Below are 19,260 nucleotides of genomic sequence, written 5' to 3' on the forward strand. Positions count from 1 at the left end.
CAGTGGACAACGCCACCTTCTTTGCGGATCGCCCTTGACCTTCCCCTTGATGGAAGGTTTAAGCTTCAGCACAGTTACTATTCAGCGTCATCATTAAGGAGATTGAGCATGTCTCATACTATAGAGCTAACCCTTGATGGCCTCTCCTGCGGCCATTGCGTTAAACGCGTGAAAGAGAGTCTGGAAAAACGCCCGGACGTCGAACATGCAGAAGTTACCATTGAACGTGCGGAAGTGACCGGCAGCGCCAGCGCTGACGCGTTAATCGCCACCGTGCAGGAAGCCGGCTACGGTGCGAGCGTAAGCCACCCAAAGGCTAAACCGCTGGCAGAGTCATCACTCCCGTCGGAAGCACTGACAGCGGCCACTTCTGAGCTTCCGGCAGCCGATGACGTTGACGACAGCCAACAACTGTTGATCAACGGCATGAGCTGCGCCAGTTGTGTCTCCCGGGTGCAAAAAGCCTTGCAGGCGGTTCCCGGCGTCACGCAGGCACGGGTTAACCTGGCGGAGCGCACTGCGCTGGTCATGGGCAGTGCGCCCGCAGCAGAGTTAGTCAACGCCGTAGAGCAGGCTGGCTACGGCGCAGAAGCCATTGAAGATGACGTTAAACGGCGTGAACGCCAGCAAGAAACCGCCCTCGCCACCCTGAAACGCTTTCGCTGGCAGGCCATTGTCGCCTTGCTGGTTGGCGTGCCAATCATGGTATGGGGCATGCTGGGCGACAATATGATGGTGACCGACGCCAACCGCTCGCTGTGGCTGGTTATCGGTCTTGTCACCTTCGCCGTCATGGTGGTGGCGGGCGGCCATTTTTACACCAGCGCATGGAAAAGCCTGCGTAACGGCAGCGCCACCATGGATACGCTGGTGGCACTCGGCACGGGCGCCGCCTGGCTCTACTCGATGAGCGTCAACATATGGCCCCAATGGTTCCCGATGGAAGCACGCCATCTCTATTACGAAGCCAGCGCGATGATCATCGGTCTGATTAATCTCGGTCATATGCTGGAGGCGCGTGCACGCCAGCGCTCATCAAAAGCGCTGGAACGCTTGCTGGACTTAACCCCGCCAACGGCGCGGGTCGTGACCGCAGACGGTGAGAAAAGCGTACCGCTGGCCGAGGTGCAGCCGGGGATGACGCTGCGTCTGACGACCGGCGATCGGGTTCCGGTGGACGGTGAAATCAGCCAGGGTGAGGCCTGGTTCGATGAAGCGATGCTCACTGGCGAACCGATCCCGCAGGAAAAAGGCGATGGCGACACCATTCATGCCGGAACCGTGGTGCAAGACGGTAGCGTCTTGTTTACCGCCAGCGCCGTAGGGAGCCATACCACCCTGTCGCGCATTATCCGCATGGTGCGCCAGGCACAAAGCAGCAAACCCGAGATTGGTCAGCTTGCCGACCGCATCTCCGCCGTGTTTGTGCCGGTGGTGGTGGCTATCGCACTGTTGAGCGGCGCCATCTGGTTTTTCTTCGGCCCGGCGCCACAGATTGTCTATACGCTGGTGATCGCCACCACCGTGCTGATCATCGCCTGCCCATGTGCGCTGGGACTGGCGACGCCGATGTCGATTATCTCCGGCGTCGGTCGCGCTGCGGAGTTTGGCGTCCTGGTCCGTGATGCGGATGCGCTGCAACGCGCCAGTACGCTGGATACGCTGGTGTTTGATAAAACGGGCACGCTGACCCTCGGCAAACCTGAAGTGGTGAGCATCAAAACGCTCCACGGCGATGAAAGCGATGCGCTGCGTCTGGCGGCTGCACTGGAACAGGGTTCCAGCCACCCGCTGGCGCGGGCAATCCTGGACAAAGCCGCCGCCGAAACGCTCCCACAGGTTAACCAGTTCCGCACACTGCGCGGTCTGGGTGTCAGCGGCCAGATAGACGGGCACAATGTTCTGCTGGGTAATCAGGCGCTACTGACCGAACAGAACGTTGATACGCACGCGCTGGAGGCAGAGATAGCCGAACAAGCCAGCCGCGGCGCAACGCCCGTGCTGCTGGCGGTCGACGGCGAAGCTGTGGCGCTGTTTGCCATTCGCGATCCGCTACGTGAAGACAGTGTTGAAGCGCTGCAACGTTTGCACCGTGCCGGATACCGACTGGTGATGCTCACCGGCGACAACCCCACGACGGCAAAAGCCATTGCTCAGGAAGCAGGCATTGATGAAGTGATTGCCGGTGTATTGCCGGACGGCAAAGCCGACGCCATTAAAAACCTGCAACAGCAGGGTCGCCAGGTGGCGATGATTGGTGACGGTATCAACGATGCCCCGGCGCTGGCGCAGGCGGATGTCGGCATCGCCATGGGTGGCGGCAGCGATGTGGCGATTGAGACGGCGGCGATCACGTTGATGCGCCACAGTTTGCTGGGCGTTGCGGATGCACTGGCGATAGCCAAAGCGACGCTGCGCAATATGAAGCAGAACCTGCTGGGGGCGTTTATTTATAACTCGCTGGGTATTCCGGTGGCGGCAGGCATTCTCTGGCCGCTGACCGGCACGTTACTCAACCCGGTGGTAGCGGGTGCAGCAATGGCGCTCTCCTCCATTACCGTGGTGAGCAACGCCAACCGCCTGCTGCGCTTCAAACCGCGCCAATAACCATTCCCCCCGCCGGTCATCGGCGGGGTTTACACCTTCCTGCGCTGCGCGTTAGCATGGCGTTTTCTTTTCAGGAAGCGCGTATGGCCCTGTTTCAACGCTTGAAAAAGTTTTTTCGTGCGCTGCTGGTGCGCCGTTATCGCTGGCCCGCGCAGGATATTACGCTGCCCGGTAATCGGTTGTTGCATCTGGTCGGCAGCATCCATATGGGGACGCAAGGTATGTCGCCCCTGCCGGACGCCCTGCTGCAAAAATTGCGCGAAGCCGATGCGCTGATTGTGGAAGCCGATGTCGCGGGTTCCGATTCCCCTTTCGATAATCTCCCCCCTGTCGCCCCCCTTGAACAACGCCTTACCCCAGCCTTGCAGGAGGAACTGGATAAGACGCTGCAAACCTTATCGCTATCGCGGGAGGAGTTTGAACACCGCCCGGCCTGGCATATCGCGCTGGTACTGCAGGCAACGCAAGCTCAACGCCTGGGGTTACGCCCGGAGTACGGCATCGATTACCAGTTATTGCGCGCAGCGCAGCAATACCAGGTCAAGATCCTCGAACTGGAGGGCACCACCAGCCAGCTTGACCTCCTGCGCGCATTACCGGATGACGGTAATGCGCTGCTACAGGATACGCTCACCCACTGGCATGATAATGCGCGCTTATTGCAGGTCATGATGAGCTGGTGGCTGGAACACCCGCCAGCGGAAAACGAGATGGAACTGCCGGGTACGTTCAGCCAGCCGCTGCATGAAGTGCTGATGCAGCAGCGCAATCAGGCTTGGTGCGATCGGCTGTTTGCCCTGCCTCCGGGGCGCTACGTCGTTGCCGCCGGGGCGCTGCATCTGTACGGCGACGGCAATTTACCCTTACTGCTGCGACAGAGAATGGCGCAATAGCGCAAGATGGTACTATTTTCATGCGCCAACAAAGGCGTATGCTGGTCGCGTCAGATTACTGTGGTAAGAAGGATTGCTATGACTCCCGCCGTGAAATTACTCGAAAAAAACAACGTCTCTTTTCAGGTTCACACCTACGATCACGACCCCAATGAAACCAATTTTGGTGACGAAGTGGTGCGTAAACTGGGACTGAATGCTGACCAGGTCTACAAAACGCTACTGGTGGCGATCAATGGCGACATGAAACATCTGGCGGTCGCGGTGACGCCCGTCGCCGGGCAACTGGATCTGAAAAAGGTCGCCAAAGCGCTCGGCGCAAAAAAAGTGGATATGGCTGACCCAATGGTGGCGCAGCGCACGACCGGCTATCTGGTGGGTGGCATTAGCCCGCTGGGGCAGAAAAAACGACTGCCGACGCTGATTGACGCACCAGCGCAAGAGTTTGCCTCGATTTATGTTTCCGGTGGCAAACGGGGGCTGGATATTGAACTCGCGGCGAGCGATCTGGCAAACATACTGGACGCAAAATTTGCCGATATCGCCCGCCGCGATTGACGCCGGGTTACTGCCAGCTCACCTCGCCTTTCGGTTCGTAAGCATTCACATCCAGCGGTGAATTTTTCTGGATGTACTCCTTCAGCGCTTCGGCATCAATAAAGCCGGTATTCACATAACCGGTTTTATCGTCGAGGCGCGGATAGCCATCACCACCGGTGGCGTTAAAGCTCAGGGTCGCCAGGCGGTAGGTTTTCGCCATATCAATCGGTTCGCCTTTGATTTTCACATCACTCAGTTTGCCGTTTTTTGCCACAAAGCTGACGTTGGCAAACTGCGGATACGCCCCGGAGTCCGGTTTTTTCTGCGCCACTGCCGTCAGGTAGTCGGTCAACGCTTTACCGTCGAGATCGACATACACCAGCGTGTTGCCAAAGGGCTGCACTTTCAGCACATCTTTATAGGTGATGTCGCCCGCTTCAATGGAGTCACGAACGCCGCCACCGCTCATCACCGCCAGATCGGCGTTGGTGCGGGCCATTTGCGCCGCCAGGATCACGCGCGCCAGATTGGTTTGCACGAAACGCACTTTGCTGCGATCGCCTTCCAGGTGACCGTTCGTGTTGCCAATTTTGACCTCCAGCTGCGCTTTGCCTTTGTTCTGGAACGGGGTCAGCAGGGAGAGCATTTGCGGGTTTTCTGCAATTTCCGGGGTGTAGAGTACGCGCTCACTCTGACCGTTATCGTAGGTCACCTTCTTCTTCAGGTTGACCGGGAGAAGCTGGTAGCGCACCAGTTTCATCTCGCCATTACGGAACTGAAAGTCGGCGCGGCCCACATATTTGCCCCACTCATGCGCCTGCACAATCCAGATGCCATTTTGCTGATCCGGCGCACATGGCGTACCCGGCACATAATCGACCTGCTTTTTATTTTCCGAGGCCATACACACCGGATCTTGTGAGTGACCACCCACAATCATTGCCAGCGCCCCTTTCGGCAGGCTGCGCGCCATTTCGACATCACCCGGCGCATTGGAGCCGTGCTCACCGTTGTCGTAATGCCCCATATGGGTGGTGGCAATGATCACATCCGGTTTTTCATTCTGCTTCAGCTCATCAATCACCAGTTTGGCTTCATCCGCGGGTTTGCGGAATTCAATATCGGTGAAAAACTCCGGATTGCCGATTTTCGCGGTATCGTCGGTTGTCAGGCCGATCACCGCAATTTTCAGGCCCTGGCGATTGAAGATCATCCACGGTTTAAACAGCCGCTCACCGGTGCTTTTCTGGTAAATATTGGCGGAGAGGAACGGGAATTTGGCCCACTTTTCCTGCTGACGCAGCACGCTAAGCGGGTTATCAAACTCATGGTTACCAACCGCCATTGCGTCGTAGCCGATCAGATTCATGCCGCGAAAATCTGGCTCCGCATCCTGTAAATCGGACTCCGGAACCCCCGTATTAATGTCGCCACCGGACAACAGCAATACGCTACCGCCTTGTGCAGCCACTTCTTTACGGATGCCGTCCACCAGCGTTTTTTGCGCCGACAGTCCATATTCGCCGTAATCGCTGCGCCAGAAGTGACCATGATGATCGTTGGTATGCAGAATGGTGACGTTATAGGTTTTATCCTGCTCGTAAGCCTGTACCTGCCAGCTTGCCAGCCCCATCGCCGCCAGCAGCGCGAGCGCCATACTCTTCTTTATCAATTTCATGCTTCTCTCCCTGACCCCATTAATAAAACTGAGAAATTACAGCGCTTAAGGATAATAGACAAATACGTTTTCAGCATTGCGACTTCCTTCAAACCTTAAGCACAGGTATGTTAGCCAGATAACGATTTACCGTTCTGACGCTCTCCGCCCCTTCTCATCAACATACGTGGTATTTATGGCAATAAGTGAAACGCAGCAGACACCCCCTGCCGCGCGTACATCGTTCGGTATTCTTGGCGCAATCAGTCTTTCGCATCTGCTCAACGATATGATCCAGTCCCTGCTGCTGGCCATTTATCCGCTGTTGCAGGCCGATTTCTCGTTGTCGTTTGTGCAGATCGGCCTGATCACGCTGACCTTCCAGGTCGCCTCCTCGCTGTTACAGCCGGTGGTGGGCTACTGGACCGATAAGCACCCGATGCCGTGGTCGCTGCCCATCGGTATGTGCTTTACCCTTAGCGGGCTGGTGTTACTGGCGCTGGCGGGCAGCTTCGGTACGGTTTTGATCGCCGCCGCACTGGTGGGAACGGGCTCATCGGTCTTCCACCCGGAGTCCTCCCGCGTGGCGCGCATGGCGTCTGGCGGGCGTCACGGTCTGGCGCAATCCATTTTCCAGGTGGGGGGTAATTTTGGCAGCTCCCTCGGCCCATTGCTGGCGGCGGTGATCATTGCCCCGTACGGTAAAGGCAATGTCGCCTGGTTTGTCCTTGCTGCGTTGCTGGCGATTATTGTGTTATTGCAGGTCAGCCGCTGGTATGCCGCGCAGCATCGGGTCAATAAAGGCAAAAAATCCGTTTCAGTGATGAATCCGCTGCCGCGCAACAAAGTGGTGCTGGCGGTTTGCGTATTACTGATCCTGATTTTTTCGAAATACTTCTACATGGCGAGCATCAGCAGCTATTTCACCTTTTATCTGATGCATAAGTTCGACTTGTCAGTGCAAAACGCCCAGATGCACCTGTTTATTTTTCTGTTTGCGGTTGCTGCGGGAACGGTAGTTGGCGGGCCGCTGGGTGACAAAATTGGGCGAAAATATGTGATTTGGGGCTCTATCCTCGGCGTGGCGCCGTTTACCCTCGTTTTACCCTACGCAACGCTATTCTGGACCGGCGTTTTGACAGTGATTATTGGTTTTGTGCTCGCATCAGCGTTTTCGGCCATTCTGGTCTATGCGCAGGAGCTGCTGCCGGGCCGCATCGGTATGGTTTCCGGTCTGTTTTTTGGCTTTGCCTTCGGCATGGGAGGCCTTGGTGCAGCGGTGCTGGGGCTGATTGCCGATCACACCAGTATCGATCTGGTCTATAAAATATGTGCTTTCCTCCCATTGCTGGGGATCCTGACGATATTCCTGCCCGATAACCGCCCCGAAGCCTGATTTCACCGCGGCCAAAATATCTCTTTGGCCGCACACCTTCTTGCTGGCATGCCGCTGACGCACGATTTCTGTTACGGAAGACCCGGTTGGCGATTTATTTCGCCCAAATTGTCATTTTCCTCATAATTCAACAATTATTCATAAACATACTGGTCAAAATTGTCATAAACTGTAACGCAGTTACGCCTTATCGCCCTGGGATCCCCGCATCAACGAAAGGAGACGGAATGCATCACGCCACCCCGCTTATCACCACCATTGTCGGCGGCCTTGTGCTCGCTTTTATTCTCGGCATGCTTGCCAACAAACTGCGTATTTCGCCGCTGGTGGGCTATTTACTCGCGGGTGTGCTGTCCGGTCCTTTTACGCCGGGTTTTGTAGCGGATACGCAACTGGCGCCGGAACTGGCTGAACTGGGCGTGATATTGCTGATGTTTGGCGTCGGCCTGCATTTCTCACTGAAGGATCTGATGGCGGTAAAGTCCATCGCCATTCCCGGAGCGATCGCGCAAATTGCCGTCGCCACGCTTCTGGGTATGGCGCTTTCCGCAACGCTTGGCTGGTCGTTAATGACCGGTATTGTGTTTGGGCTATGTCTCTCCACCGCCAGTACCGTGGTGCTGCTGCGCGCGCTTGAGGAGCGGCAGCTTATTGATAGCCAGCGCGGGCAAATCGCCATCGGCTGGCTGATTGTCGAAGACCTGGTGATGGTGTTAACGCTGGTGCTGCTGCCCGCCATCGCAGGTATGACGGAAAAAGGCGATGTCGGGCTGGCGTCGCTGGCCGTGGATATGGGCATTACCATCGGCAAAGTGGTGGCTTTTATTGCCATTATGATGCTGGTCGGCCGCCGTCTGGTGCCGTGGATTATGGCGCGCAGCGCGGCTACGGGTTCCCGCGAACTGTTTACCCTTTCCGTGCTGGCGCTGGCGTTAGGCATCGCGTTTGGCGCTGTCGAACTGTTTGATGTCTCTTTTGCGCTCGGCGCCTTTTTCGCCGGGATGGTGCTGAACGAATCAGAACTGAGCCACCGCGCTGCGCACGATACGTTACCGCTGCGGGATGCTTTCGCGGTGCTGTTCTTTGTTTCCGTCGGCATGTTGTTCGACCCGCTGATCCTGATTGAGCAACCGCTGGCTGTGCTGGGTACGCTGGCGATTATCATTTTCGGTAAATCCGTTGCCGCCTTCTTCCTGGTGCGTTTGTTCGGCCACTCACCGCGCACCGCGCTGACCATCGCCGCCAGTCTTGCGCAAATCGGTGAGTTTGCCTTTATTCTTGCCGGGCTGGGAATGGCGCTGGATCTGCTGCCGCAGGCGGGGCAAAACCTGGTGCTGGCGGGTGCGATCCTGTCGATTATGCTCAACCCGGTGCTGTTTGCGACGCTGGAGAAATACCTCGACAAGACCGAGACGCTGGAAGAGCAAACGCTGGAAGAAGCGATTGAAGAAGAGAAACAGATCCCGGTGGACATCTGCAATCACGCGTTACTGGTTGGTTTTGGCCGCGTGGGCAGCCTGCTGGGTGAAAAACTGATGGCGCAGGGGATCCCGCTGGTGGTGATTGAAACCTCGCGAACCCGTGTGGATGAACTGCGAGAGCGCGGCATCCGCGCGGTGTTGGGTAATGCCGCCAACGAAGAAATTATGAACCTGGCCCATCTGGATTGCGCGCGCTGGCTGCTGCTGACCATCCCCAACGGGTATGAGGCGGGAGAGATTGTCGCCAGCGCCCGTGAAAAATGCCCGCACATTGAGATTATTGCCCGCGCACATTATGACGATGAGGTGGATTACATCACCGAACGCGGCGCAAACCAGGTGGTGATGGGCGAACGCGAGATCGCTAACACCATGTATACGCTGCTGGAGAAACCGCTGGTCGAAGAGGCGGTCACAGGTTAAGAAGCAAAGAAGCAGGCGCATAGCCTGCTTCTTTATTGCATAAAGACGACTTATACGCACGCGCATAAAAAAAACCGATAAGCAGCGCTTTACCGGTTTTCATCAAATCACTGTCGGAAAATTAACGTTCCCAGTACGCCTCTTCGAGGCTGTCTTCCCGCTCCGGCAAACCACGCGTTAAGCGCGGTGAATGCTGATTCAGCACCTGGTAACTGACGCGATTGGCGTATTTACAGACCTGCGCCAGCGACGAATAGGTCAGCCAGTTGAATTTGTGCTTACTGGAGTTGGGAACGTTGGCACGGTGGTAATTATTGGCGGTGATATCATGCAGCAACGCGGCCAGTGCGCCATCGCCTGCACCGTTGGTATTCATGATTTTTTCCGGGCCGCCCATATAGGGCGCAATGTGCGAGTAGATACGCAGCGGGTGTTCACAATCTTTGTGGCGCAGCGCGCGGCTGAACTCAAACTGGTTGAATTCGGCAATCGCGCCCGGTAACAACGGATGCTGCGTTTTACGCTTCGCGTCGTCTTCCGTAAAGCCTGCCATATACAAGCCGACAGGTCCGGCGGTGCAAAGCACCAAATCAACCCAATCCAGCGCTTTATCAGAGGCCAGCAACGGATCGCTCTCGCCCGTCAGGGCATGCCCCTCCTCTTCGTTCATCGCCAGAATTGAGACGTTCTCTTTGAGGAAATCGCGCCACCACTGCGGGTTATCAGCAATCACATATTTGGTACCCAGCGTCAGCACCACCGGAACATTATGCTTTTTGGCGTATGCCACCGCCTGCAGGGTTGCCTCCGGCATCGGCTCACCGGGGTTACAGCGTACCAGGTAAGAAGAGAGCACCAGCGCAGAAGCCCCTGCAATCACCTCTTCCGGGATACTGTCGGCACGCAGTTGATTCATCTGGCCAGGGCTTATCGCAAACGTACGCTCGCCGCTGTCGTTAATCAGGGTGAAACAACGGCCAATCGCGCCGTCCACCCCTTGCAGATAGTTCAGATCGGTACGGCTGGAGGTATTACACAGATAACGGTAGGCGTAGCTGCCAATCTTCACGTTTTCACACATCACACCAAGCAGTACCGAGCGGTCATCCGCCAGCACCGAGTAGTTGTGCATGGTGTTGCCGATGGTGCCGCCAGCAAACTGATGGGTGATCAGGTTTTCACGCACCAGTTCCTGATACAGCGCTTCGGCGACATCATCCGCGATCACCAGCGAATGCCCGGCGCTCAGGCCATAACGCGTAATAAACGCATCATCCACCTTTGCCTCAATATCCACCAGCGTCTGGTCAATGCCGACTACCCAGCAGGTGCTGACTTCGCTCTCAGGCTGGATTTGCTGCAATAACGGATCGCGGGCGTTGACGGGGAAATAGTGTTTGGATTTACGTTTACCGGGAAATTTCATGGTTGCGATAAGGGGATCAACATTCGGGCTGTGAATGGTAGCACACTCACGGCCCGGCGCGCGATCAGCGATATTTCGCGGTTAAATTCACCATCATCTCGATATGATCCGGCGTGTCGTTAAGCGCCGGAATGTACTCATATTTTTCCCCGCCCGCTTCGAGGAAAAATTCACGGTTTTGCACTGCAATCTCTTCCAGCGTCTCCAGGCAGTCGGAGGCAAAGCCCGGTGACATCACCTGAATGTGCTTCACGCCTTTCTCACCGAGCATTTTCAGCGTTTCATCAGTATAGGGGGTTAACCAGGGTTCACGACCAAAGCGGGACTGGAACGTCATCATCACTTTTTCCGGCGGCAAGTCGAGCGCGGAAACCAGCTCGCGGGTGGTATCGCGACAACGCTGCGGGTAATCATCCCCTTCGGCGGCATAACGTTGAGGAATGCCGTGATAAGAGAGCAGCAGCAAATCCGGCTCGCCATGTCGCGCAAAAGAAGCGCGAACGCTGTTTGCCAGCGCCGTAATGTAGTCCGCATCATCCGCGTAATCGCGAATAAAGGAGACGCCGGGAATATGGCGTTTTTTCGCCAGGATACGCGCCAGTTCATCCCAGACCGCCGCGACGGTGGAGCAGGAGTATTGCGGATAGAGCGACAGCACCACGATATGGTCAACGTCCTGCGCCAGCAACTCATCGACTGCGCTCTCCAGCGAAGGAGAACCGTAGCTCATGCCGAGCACCACAGGCACATCCGGTAGCCGGGCCGCCAGCGCCTGTTGCTGCCTGCGGCTGTAGACCATTAGCGGCGAACCGTCTTCCATCCAGATGGATCGATAAAGTTTTGCCACGCGAGGAGAACGAAGGGGCAGGATCACGCCGCGCAGCAGCGGCCACCACAACAATCGCGGAGTATCAACAACGCGTCTGTCGCTCAGAAATTGCCGCAGATAGCGTTTAACTGCTTCGGGGGTAGGTGCATCGGGGGTGCCAAGATTGGCCAACAAAATGCCCGTTTTCGCCTGACTCATTCGCGCCTCTTAACCATTTAACGGGTTGATAATTGTAGCCGAAACGCGCGCAAACGGAACCAATTGCAGTGATTGTTGAAACTCCCCGGCAAGAGAGCCGGGGAGAGAGGCGTTAGCCGAGGATTTTTTCCAGTTCAGCGCGCACGTCGTTCACGGCTTTGGTGCCGTCAACTTTGGCATATTGGGTGTTACCCGCCTGCGCTTCTTTCTGGTAGTAGCCGATCAGCGGCGCAGTCATCTGATGGTATTCCACCAGGCGTTTACGCACGGTTTCTTCCTGATCGTCTTTACGGGTGGTCAGCTCTTCGCCGGTCACATCATCTTTACCTTCGACTTTCGGCGGGTTGAATTTGATGTGGTAAACGCGGCCAGAGGCAGCGTGAACACGACGACCAATGATACGGTCGACAATCAGTTCATCCGGCACGTCGAATTCCAGGACGAAATCCACCGCAATGCCCGCTTCTTTCATGGCATCAGCCTGCGGGATCGTACGCGGGAAGCCATCGAGCAGGAAACCGTTACGGCAATCTTCCTGAGCAATGCGCTCTTTTACCAGCGCGATAACCAGTTCGTCAGTCACCAGTTTGCCCGCGTCCATAATGTCTTTCGCCTGTTTGCCCAGCTCGCTGCCGGATTTCACAGCCGCACGCAGCATGTCGCCGGTGGAGATTTGCGGAATACCGTATTTCTCCATGATGAACTGCGCCTGAGTTCCTTTACCTGCGCCCGGAGCGCCAAGCAGAATAATACGCATTGCGGAAATCCCCTCAAATGTTGGTTCAATTTTTCAAAAGCGCTAAAAGATACCACCAGAACGAGGATGGCTCAAGGAAGGCGGGACGGGCTGAAACGGTTAATGAGAATGAATGGTAGAAATAAAGCGTTACCCTCACCGCGCGGATGAGGGTAACGCAGAACCTTACGCCATCAACAACGCATTTACGCGTTTGATAAACAGGTTCGGATCTTCCAGCGTACCGCGCTCAGCCAGCAGGGACTGATCCAGTAACAGCTCGACCCACTCATTAAACCGCGTCTCATCCTGGGTATCCGCCGCACGTTTCACCAGCGGATGATCCGGGTTCAGTTCAAAGATGTATTTCACTTCCGGCGCGCTCTGGCCCGCAGCGGCGAAGAGTTTCGCCATCTGGGTGCTCATTTCATCCGCGTCGGTAACGACAACCGCAGGCGTGTCGGTCAGACGATGCGTCAGACGCACCTCTTTGACGCGCTCGCCCAGCAGCGTTTTCACACGCTCAACGAACGGCTCCAGCGCTTTTTCGGCTTCTTTGGCGTTGTCATCCACTTCATCGGCCAGTTTTTCCAGCGACGCATCGGCTTTCGCCACGGACTGGAATGCCTTACCGTCAAACTCGGTCAGGTAGCTCATCATCCACTCATCGATGCGATCGGAAAGCAGCAGTACTTCGATGCCTTTCTTACGCAGCAACTCCAGATGCGGGCTGCTCTTCGCCGCGGCATAGCTGTCGGCGGTGATAAAGTAAATTTTCTCCTGCCCTTCTTTCATACGCGACACGTACTCTTCCAGCGACACGGTTTGCGCTGAAGAGTCGGTGTGCGTAGACGCGAAGCGCAGCAGTTTGGCAATGGCTTCAATATTGCCGCTGTCTTCGCCTGCACCCTCTTTCAGCACCAGACCGAATTGCTGCCAGAAGGTTTGGTATTTTTCCGCGTCATCTTTCGCCAGTTTATCCAGCATTTGCAGAACGCGTTTGGTCAACGCTGAACGCAGATTGCGGGTCACGCTGCTGTCCTGCAGAATTTCACGGGAGACGTTAAGCGGCAGGTCGTTGGAATCAATCAGACCGCGTACGAAGCGCAGATAGTTCGGCATAAACTGTTCGGCGTCGTCCATGATAAATACGCGCTGCACATACAGTTTCAGACCATGTTTATGATCGCGGTTCCACATATCCCACGGTGCCTGCGACGGGATGTACAACAGGCTGGTGTACTCCTGCTTCCCTTCCACGCGGTTGTGGCTCCAGGTCAGCGGGTCAGTAAAATCGTGAGCGATATGCTTGTAGAACTCGTTGTACTCGTCGTCTTTGATTTCAGACTTGTTGCGCGTCCACAGTGCCTGCGCTTTGTTGATCTTTTCCCAGCTAACGACGGTTTCGCCGTCTTTCTCTTCCTCTTTTTCGATCTCTACCGGCAGCGCAATGTGGTCGGAATATTTGCTGATGATGGAGCGTACGCGCCAGTCATTGAGGAAATCATCTTCCCCTTCACGCAGATGCAGGGTGATTTCGGTACCGCGGTCGGCTTTGGTGATATCGGCAACGGTGTATTCCCCCTCGCCTGCGGATTCCCAGAACACGCCGCTTTCTGCGCTCTCGCCTGCCGCGCGGGTACGCACGGTAACTTTATCGGCGACGATAAAGGCGGAGTAGAACCCCACACCAAACTGACCAATCAACTGGCTGTCTTTTGCCTGGTCGGAACCCATTGATTCAAGGAACGCTTTGGTGCCGGATTTGGCGATAGTCCCCAGATGGTCAATCACTTCATCACGGGTCATCCCGATGCCGTTATCGGCAATCGTCAGCGTACGTTGTTCTTTATCGAAAGAGACACGCACGCGCAGCTCGCCATCGCCTTCATACAGTGACGCGTTGGACAGCGCGCGGAAACGCAGTTTATCCGCCGCATCGGAGGCGTTGGAGATAAGCTCACGCAGGAAGATCTCTTTGTTCGAATAGAGAGAATGAATCATCAGGTGCAGAAGCTGTTTGACTTCTGACTGAAAACCACGGGTTTCTTGTCCTTTCATTGGGAAAACCTCAACAATGCCATTTACAAGGTAAAAAAATGCGTTGAGGGAGAAGTGGGGACAGGCGTAACGCTTTTCAAGCGGAGGCAAAAATTTCTGCCTCCGTTTGGTTAAAAACGAATCTTGTGGCGACCGGCCAGCGAGTGCGACAGCGTGGTGCCATCGACCATCTCTAGCTCACCGCCTACCGGCACGCCATGAGCGATGCGGCTGGCTTCGACCTCATATTGCGCGCACAGCTCCGCAATATAGTTGGCGGTTGCCTCCCCTTCCACCGTTGGGTTGGTGGCGAGGATCACTTCCTGGATCTTTTCCGATGCCAGGCGCTGTTCGAGTCTGTCGAGCCCGATGTCATCAGGCCCGATGCCGTCCAGCGGCGACAGATGCCCCATCAGCACAAAGTAGCGACCGGAAAACTGCCCGGTCTGCTCAATGGCGTAGATATCCGCCGGGCTTTCCACCACGCAGATTTGACCGTTTTCCTGGCGGCGGGGATTACTGCAAATGTTGCAGACATCCTGCTCGGTAAAGGTACGGCAATCAGCGCAATGACCGATTTCCGACATTGCCCGGGTGAGCGCCTGCGCCAGACGCATACCGCCGCTGCGATCCCGCTGCAGCAGCGTAAATGCCATACGCTGCGCCGACTTCGGGCCAACGCCCGGCAGGCAGCGCAACGCTTCCATAAGCTGCGTTAACAGCGGACTGGTCTGCATCAGAACGGCATCTTAAAGCCTGGCGGCAGAGACATACCGGAAGAGACAGAAGCCATCTTCTCTTTCTGCGTTTCTTCAATACGGCGAGCAGCATCGTTGAATGCAGCGGCAACGAGATCTTCCAGCATCTCTTTGTCGTCTTCGAGCAGGCTCGGATCGATCTCCACGCGGCGGCAGTTATGCGCACCATTGATGGTCACTTTCACCAGACCCGCGCCGGATTCGCCAGTCACTTCCAGCTGCGCGATCTCTTCCTGCACTTTCTGCATTTTTTCTTGCATCTGCTGGGCCTGTTTCATCAGGTTACCCAGACCGCCTTTTCCAAACATAGGCTTCTCTCTTTAGCTGTGGTGACTAACCAGAGTGATAAGTCACATTCAGGGTTGAAAACGGGTCGCCGGAGCTGCCCGTCAAAGGGGACGAATACTCTCTTCATCCAGATCCGCATCGAAAAAGCGCTGCAGCGTCTGGATATTGTTATCCGCAATAATCGACTCACGCGCCTGCGCAAGTTTCTCCTCATAAATCGCCTGACGCCATTCCAGCGGTGTACGCACCGCCGGATTATCATCTTCAATGATAGTCAGTTCAATCGCCGAACCGCGTAATTCGCTCAGCGCATCGCTGAGCGCCTTCTGCGCGCCTTGCGAATTAAGGTGACGCTGTGAACTGCGCAGATGCAAACACAGACGCTCGCCGTCTTGTTCTCTCCAGGCATTAAGCGCCACCTGCTCGACCAGTTTTGGCAGTTTAAGCTGGCTGACCTCGCGGGCCCAGGCATCTCGCTCAATGGCTTCTTCCGCCAGCTTCTTCGCCAGCTCCGGCGTTTTTTCATGCTCCAGCGCTTTTTTCAGCGCCTTCGGTGTGGCAACGACTTCTTTGACCTCTTCAACGACGGTCGTGGCCTTCCAGCGATAGGCCTCTTTTTTCGCAGGCGTCTGTTCGAGCGCCGACGGCGCCGGGCGTGACTGCGCGCGCTCGGTTACCGACGCCAGTCGTTCCAGCGCGGCGTTATTCACCGGCCGCGCGCGGGAAGCGGCTGCCGGTTCACTCTTTTTTGCTTTGTCGGCTCCCTGCGCTCGCTGCAACTGCCTGCGCGCCGCCAGCACCTGGCTGGTGGCATCCGGCATCGGCGCATCATTTTGCGGCGGGGTCGGAGGCGCTACAGGCGCGACCTGCTGCGGCGTCATCACCGCAGTGGGGGCAACCGGAGCGAAAGCGTGTTGCACAGCTTCAGGCGCTGGCAACGGCGTGCGCGGATGGAACGCCAACGCGCGCAACAGCGTCATCTCGACGCCCATCCGGCGATCCGGCGCATAAGGCAGCTCTTTGCGGCCAATCAATAACGTCTGGTAATAGAGCTGTACATCCGTTGGTGGCACCGTGCGGGCCAGCTCACGCACGCGATGTTCAACGGGCGCCATGTCGCTGCCCAGCGCCGAAGGCGTCAACTGAACCATCGCGATTCGGTGCATCAGCGTTTGCATTTCCAGCAGCAGCGCTTCCCATTCGACACCGCGGGAGGCCGCCTCATTCACCAGCGCCATCACGCGTTCGCCATTGGCGGCGACCACCGCTTCAATCAGCGACAACGCCTGATCATCGTTCAGCGTGCCCAGCATGGTGCTGACCACCGCCGCAGAGAGTTTACCGTCACCGCTGGCGATCGCTTGATCGGTCAGGCTGAGCGCATCACGCAGGCTGCCGTCTGCGGCACGCGCCAGCAGTTGCAACGCGCGTAACTCATGCTCAATCTTCTCTTCATCAAGAATATGTTCAAGCTGGCTGCGGATCTGATCGACATCCAGCGCCTTAAGGTGGAACTGCAGGCAGCGGGAGAGAATGGTGACCGGCAGCTTTTGCGGATCGGTCGTCGCCAGCAGGAATTTGACGTGCTCAGGAGGCTCTTCAAGCGTCTTCAACAGCGCGTTAAAGCTGTGGCGCGAGAGCATGTGCACTTCGTCAATCAGATAGACTTTGAAACGACCGCGCGCCGGTGCGTACTGCACGTTATCCAGCAGGTCGCGCGTATCTTCAACTTTGGTGCGTGACGCGGCGTCGATTTCAATTAAATCAACAAAGCGCCCTTGTTCGATTTCCCGGCAGTTATCGCACACGCCGCAAGGCGTTGCGGTGACGCCGGTTTCGCAGTTCAGCCCCTTCGCCAACAAGCGGGCAATAGAGGTTTTCCCGACGCCCCGGGTACCGGAAAACAGGTACGCATGATGTATGCGCCCTGAAGATAGGCCGTTCGCCAGTGCCGTCAGCACATGCTCCTGACCGACGACGTCAGCAAAAGTTTGTGGTCGCCATTTTCGGGCTAAGACCTGATAACTCATTGGCAGGCTCTGAAACGCTGGAAGGTGGATTTACGAAGGGATAATGCTAACACAGCATATGCTGTTAATACACTTCATCCCTCAGGCACAAGCCCGAAGGATGAATGCGCGGGCAGAAGAATCAATGCCCCGGGAACGGCACCAGGCTGTAGGAGGTAACGCCTTGTTTTTCCAGACGCTGCTCGCCGCCAAGGTCGAACAAATTGATAATAAACGCCGCATCGGTCACTTCACCGCCCAAACGACGGATCAGTTTCACGGTGGCTTCAATGGTGCCGCCTGTCGCCAGCAGATCGTCCACCACCAGCACTTTATCGCCGGCCTGAATAGCGTCTACATGGATCTCTAACTGGTCAGTACCGTACTCAAGTTCATAGCTTTCGGCGATGGTTTCGCGCGGCAGTTTACGCGGTTTACGCACCGGTACGAAACCGACGCCCAGTCCCAGCGCAACCGGTGCGCCAAACAGAAAACCACGGGCTTCGGTCCCTACTACTTTGGTGATCCCGGCATTTTTATAACGCTCAACCAGCAATTCAATGCTGAGAGCATACGCTTTCGGGTCTTCCAGCAAACTGGTGACATCACGGAACAGGATGCCCGGCTTCGGGTAATCCTGAATGCTTTTGATGCTGTCTTTAAGAAATTCAAGCTGCTGCGCAGTCGCTGTCATGGATATTTGCCTGATAGAAACGGTGTTACTCACGGTACGCGCTTTTAAGGTTTCATGTAACCACTGATTAACATTTAACCAGCCGCACCCGTGCTCGAAAACGCTCGAATTTACTGGCTGAGCGCGACAATTGCAACTGCCTTCGCTGCGCTTTACGGTTTTTGTTGCTTTGTATCAATCACCGGGATACGCCACATAAAAATAAGCAAGCAGGCCAGGATAACCAGCAACAGAATGCGCACCCACATCATCTTCACCAAGTATAATGAAACGGCAAACGTCAGCAGAATAATAGCGACAGCGCGCGGCTTTGCGCCGGGCGGCATTGCGCGGTATTGCTGCCAGTGGCGCAAATAGCCGCCGAACCAGGAGCGGTAGAGCAGCCAGTGGTGAAAACGCGGCGACGAACGCGCGAAACACCACGCCGCCAACAGGATAAACGGCGTCGTCGGCAACAGGGGCAGCACCACGCCAAGCGTACCAAGCGCTACCGCCAACCAGCCAATGATGATTAAAATAGTACGTTGCATAATGCGAATCGTTATCAAGATGAACGGCTAATGTAGCACAGGAAGGGCTATTTACAGGGGAAGATCAATGAAAAGCGCCGCGCTTTTACAGACGCTGGAACAGCAGCTGGCAGTGCTGCGCCAGCAGGCCGCGCCGCTGGCGCAGCATGCGACCATAAGTCCACGCTTCGATCGGCATCTTTTCCGTACCCGCAGTACGCAAATGCAGGCTTATGTGGATGAAATTGCAGACAATCTGCTGGCATTGTGCCATGCCGTTGACAGCAACAGCCTTGCCCTGGTCGTCTGGCTGGCGGAACATCTGACTGCGCAAATCGCCGCCTTAACCCGCGAGATCGCCGTCTGGTCGCTGCGTGAATGGGATCATGCTTCTCCCGCGGTGGCACGCTGGCAGCGTAAGCGCTTACAGCATCAGGACTATGAACGTCGGTTATTGGAAATGCAGCAGCAGCGCGAGCAGCGGTTGAGCCAGGCGACAACCTTTGTCGAGCAGCAACAGTTGCATAAAGAAGTGGCCGCGTTAGCCGCAAGGCTCGCCCGCTGCCGCAGCGCTCTGGATAAAATTGAGCGTGTACTGGCGCAGTTAACCCGTTAATCAAGGAGTAAGCATGTCACTGGAAAATGCCCCTGATGAAGTCAAACTGGCCGTCGATTTGATTATGTTGCTTGAACAGCATGAGATGGCGCCAGAACTGGTGTTAAAAGCGCTGGAGATTGTGAAGCGGGATTTTGAGAAAAAGCTGGAATCCTGTTAG

The 19,260-nt window shown here is 56.1% G+C and carries 17 protein-coding genes and 1 other annotated feature; of the genes, 7 read left to right on the top strand and 10 right to left on the bottom strand.

Features of this window, described 5'->3' with window-relative positions:
- The first annotated feature begins 108 nt into the window (after window positions 1-108).
- The 3 genes from copA to ybaK all read left to right on the top strand — a co-directional run bounded on the left by copA (window position 109) and on the right by ybaK (window position 4,058).
- The gene (gene copA, locus N7922_RS18760) at window positions 109-2,607 is read left to right on the top strand and encodes a copper-exporting P-type ATPase CopA (RefSeq protein WP_263097741.1); all 2,499 of its coding nucleotides are present in this window, start codon (window positions 109-111) and stop codon (window positions 2,605-2,607) included.
- 83 nt (window positions 2,608-2,690) lie between these two features.
- Complete coding sequence (locus tag N7922_RS18765; RefSeq protein ID WP_263097742.1) at window positions 2,691-3,500, top strand: TraB/GumN family protein; 810 nt, start codon at window positions 2,691-2,693, stop codon at window positions 3,498-3,500.
- Window positions 3,501-3,578: 78 nt separating this feature from the next.
- Window positions 3,579-4,058 (top strand): Cys-tRNA(Pro)/Cys-tRNA(Cys) deacylase YbaK, encoded by a 480-nt coding sequence (gene ybaK / locus N7922_RS18770; protein WP_263097743.1) that lies wholly within the window; start codon window positions 3,579-3,581, stop codon window positions 4,056-4,058.
- A gap of 7 nt (window positions 4,059-4,065) precedes the next feature.
- Here the strand turns inward: ybaK and ushA are convergent, their stop codons facing one another.
- Window positions 4,066-5,718 (bottom strand): bifunctional UDP-sugar hydrolase/5'-nucleotidase UshA, encoded by a 1,653-nt coding sequence (gene ushA / locus N7922_RS18775; protein WP_263097744.1) that lies wholly within the window; start codon window positions 5,716-5,718, stop codon window positions 4,066-4,068.
- A gap of 175 nt (window positions 5,719-5,893) precedes the next feature.
- On the opposite strand from ushA, the gene N7922_RS18780 reads away from it, so the two are divergent.
- Both N7922_RS18780 and ybaL read left to right on the top strand, forming a co-directional pair.
- Window positions 5,894-7,093 (top strand): MFS transporter, encoded by a 1,200-nt coding sequence (locus tag N7922_RS18780; RefSeq protein ID WP_263097745.1) that lies wholly within the window; start codon window positions 5,894-5,896, stop codon window positions 7,091-7,093.
- A 227-nt stretch (window positions 7,094-7,320) separates the two neighbouring features.
- A complete protein-coding gene (gene ybaL, locus N7922_RS18785; RefSeq protein WP_263097746.1) occupies window positions 7,321-8,997 on the top strand; it encodes a YbaL family putative K(+) efflux transporter in 1,677 nt (558 codons plus the stop codon).
- A gap of 121 nt (window positions 8,998-9,118) precedes the next feature.
- Here the strand turns inward: ybaL and N7922_RS18790 are convergent, their stop codons facing one another.
- From N7922_RS18790 to N7922_RS18830, 9 genes are all read right to left on the bottom strand, one after another.
- Complete coding sequence (locus N7922_RS18790) at window positions 9,119-10,423, bottom strand: inosine/guanosine kinase (protein WP_263097747.1); 1,305 nt, start codon at window positions 10,421-10,423, stop codon at window positions 9,119-9,121.
- Window positions 10,424-10,487: 64 nt separating this feature from the next.
- On the bottom strand, window positions 10,488-11,450 hold the full coding sequence (gene hemH / locus N7922_RS18795; RefSeq protein WP_263097748.1) for a ferrochelatase: 963 nt from the start codon (window positions 11,448-11,450) through the stop codon (window positions 10,488-10,490).
- Between the two features lie 112 nt (window positions 11,451-11,562).
- Window positions 11,563-12,207, bottom strand: coding sequence for an adenylate kinase (adk, locus tag N7922_RS18800; protein WP_263097749.1), 645 nt, complete (start codon window positions 12,205-12,207; stop codon window positions 11,563-11,565).
- Window positions 12,208-12,372: 165 nt separating this feature from the next.
- Window positions 12,373-14,247 (bottom strand): molecular chaperone HtpG, encoded by a 1,875-nt coding sequence (gene htpG / locus N7922_RS18805; protein ID WP_263097750.1) that lies wholly within the window; start codon window positions 14,245-14,247, stop codon window positions 12,373-12,375.
- Window positions 14,248-14,357: 110 nt separating this feature from the next.
- Window positions 14,358-14,963 carry a recombination mediator RecR gene (gene recR / locus N7922_RS18810; RefSeq protein WP_263097751.1) on the bottom strand — a complete coding sequence of 202 codons (606 nt, stop codon included), beginning with the start codon at window positions 14,961-14,963 and terminating at the stop codon, window positions 14,358-14,360.
- Window positions 14,963-15,292: a YbaB/EbfC family nucleoid-associated protein gene (locus N7922_RS18815; protein WP_023478246.1), complete on the bottom strand. Its 330-nt coding sequence runs from the start codon at window positions 15,290-15,292 to the stop codon at window positions 14,963-14,965. Before N7922_RS18815 ends, recR begins: the two co-directional genes overlap by 1 nt.
- Window positions 15,293-15,373: 81 nt before the next feature.
- Window positions 15,374-17,302 (bottom strand): DNA polymerase III subunit gamma/tau, encoded by a 1,929-nt coding sequence (gene dnaX, locus N7922_RS18820; RefSeq protein WP_263097752.1) that lies wholly within the window; start codon window positions 17,300-17,302, stop codon window positions 15,374-15,376.
- Window positions 15,977-16,041, bottom strand: a sequence feature (DnaX frameshifting element). (Overlaps the previous gene by 65 nt.)
- A gap of 121 nt (window positions 17,303-17,423) precedes the next feature.
- On the bottom strand, window positions 17,424-17,975 hold the full coding sequence (apt, locus tag N7922_RS18825) for an adenine phosphoribosyltransferase (protein WP_263097753.1): 552 nt from the start codon (window positions 17,973-17,975) through the stop codon (window positions 17,424-17,426).
- Between the two features lie 152 nt (window positions 17,976-18,127).
- Window positions 18,128-18,505: a DUF454 family protein gene (locus N7922_RS18830; RefSeq protein WP_263097754.1), complete on the bottom strand. Its 378-nt coding sequence runs from the start codon at window positions 18,503-18,505 to the stop codon at window positions 18,128-18,130.
- 67 nt (window positions 18,506-18,572) lie between these two features.
- Here N7922_RS18830 and priC point away from each other — a divergent pair, with 67 nt between their 5' ends.
- Both priC and rsmS read left to right on the top strand, forming a co-directional pair.
- Window positions 18,573-19,100, top strand: a complete 528-nt coding sequence (gene priC, locus N7922_RS18835; RefSeq protein ID WP_263097755.1) for a primosomal replication protein N'' — start codon at window positions 18,573-18,575, stop codon at window positions 19,098-19,100.
- Window positions 19,101-19,113: 13 nt separating this feature from the next.
- The gene (gene rsmS, locus N7922_RS18840; RefSeq protein WP_071890056.1) at window positions 19,114-19,260 is read left to right on the top strand and encodes a pleiotropic regulatory protein RsmS; all 147 of its coding nucleotides are present in this window, start codon (window positions 19,114-19,116) and stop codon (window positions 19,258-19,260) included.

Source organism: Kosakonia sp. ML.JS2a, from assembly GCF_025642095.1.
GTDB lineage: Bacteria > Pseudomonadota > Gammaproteobacteria > Enterobacterales > Enterobacteriaceae.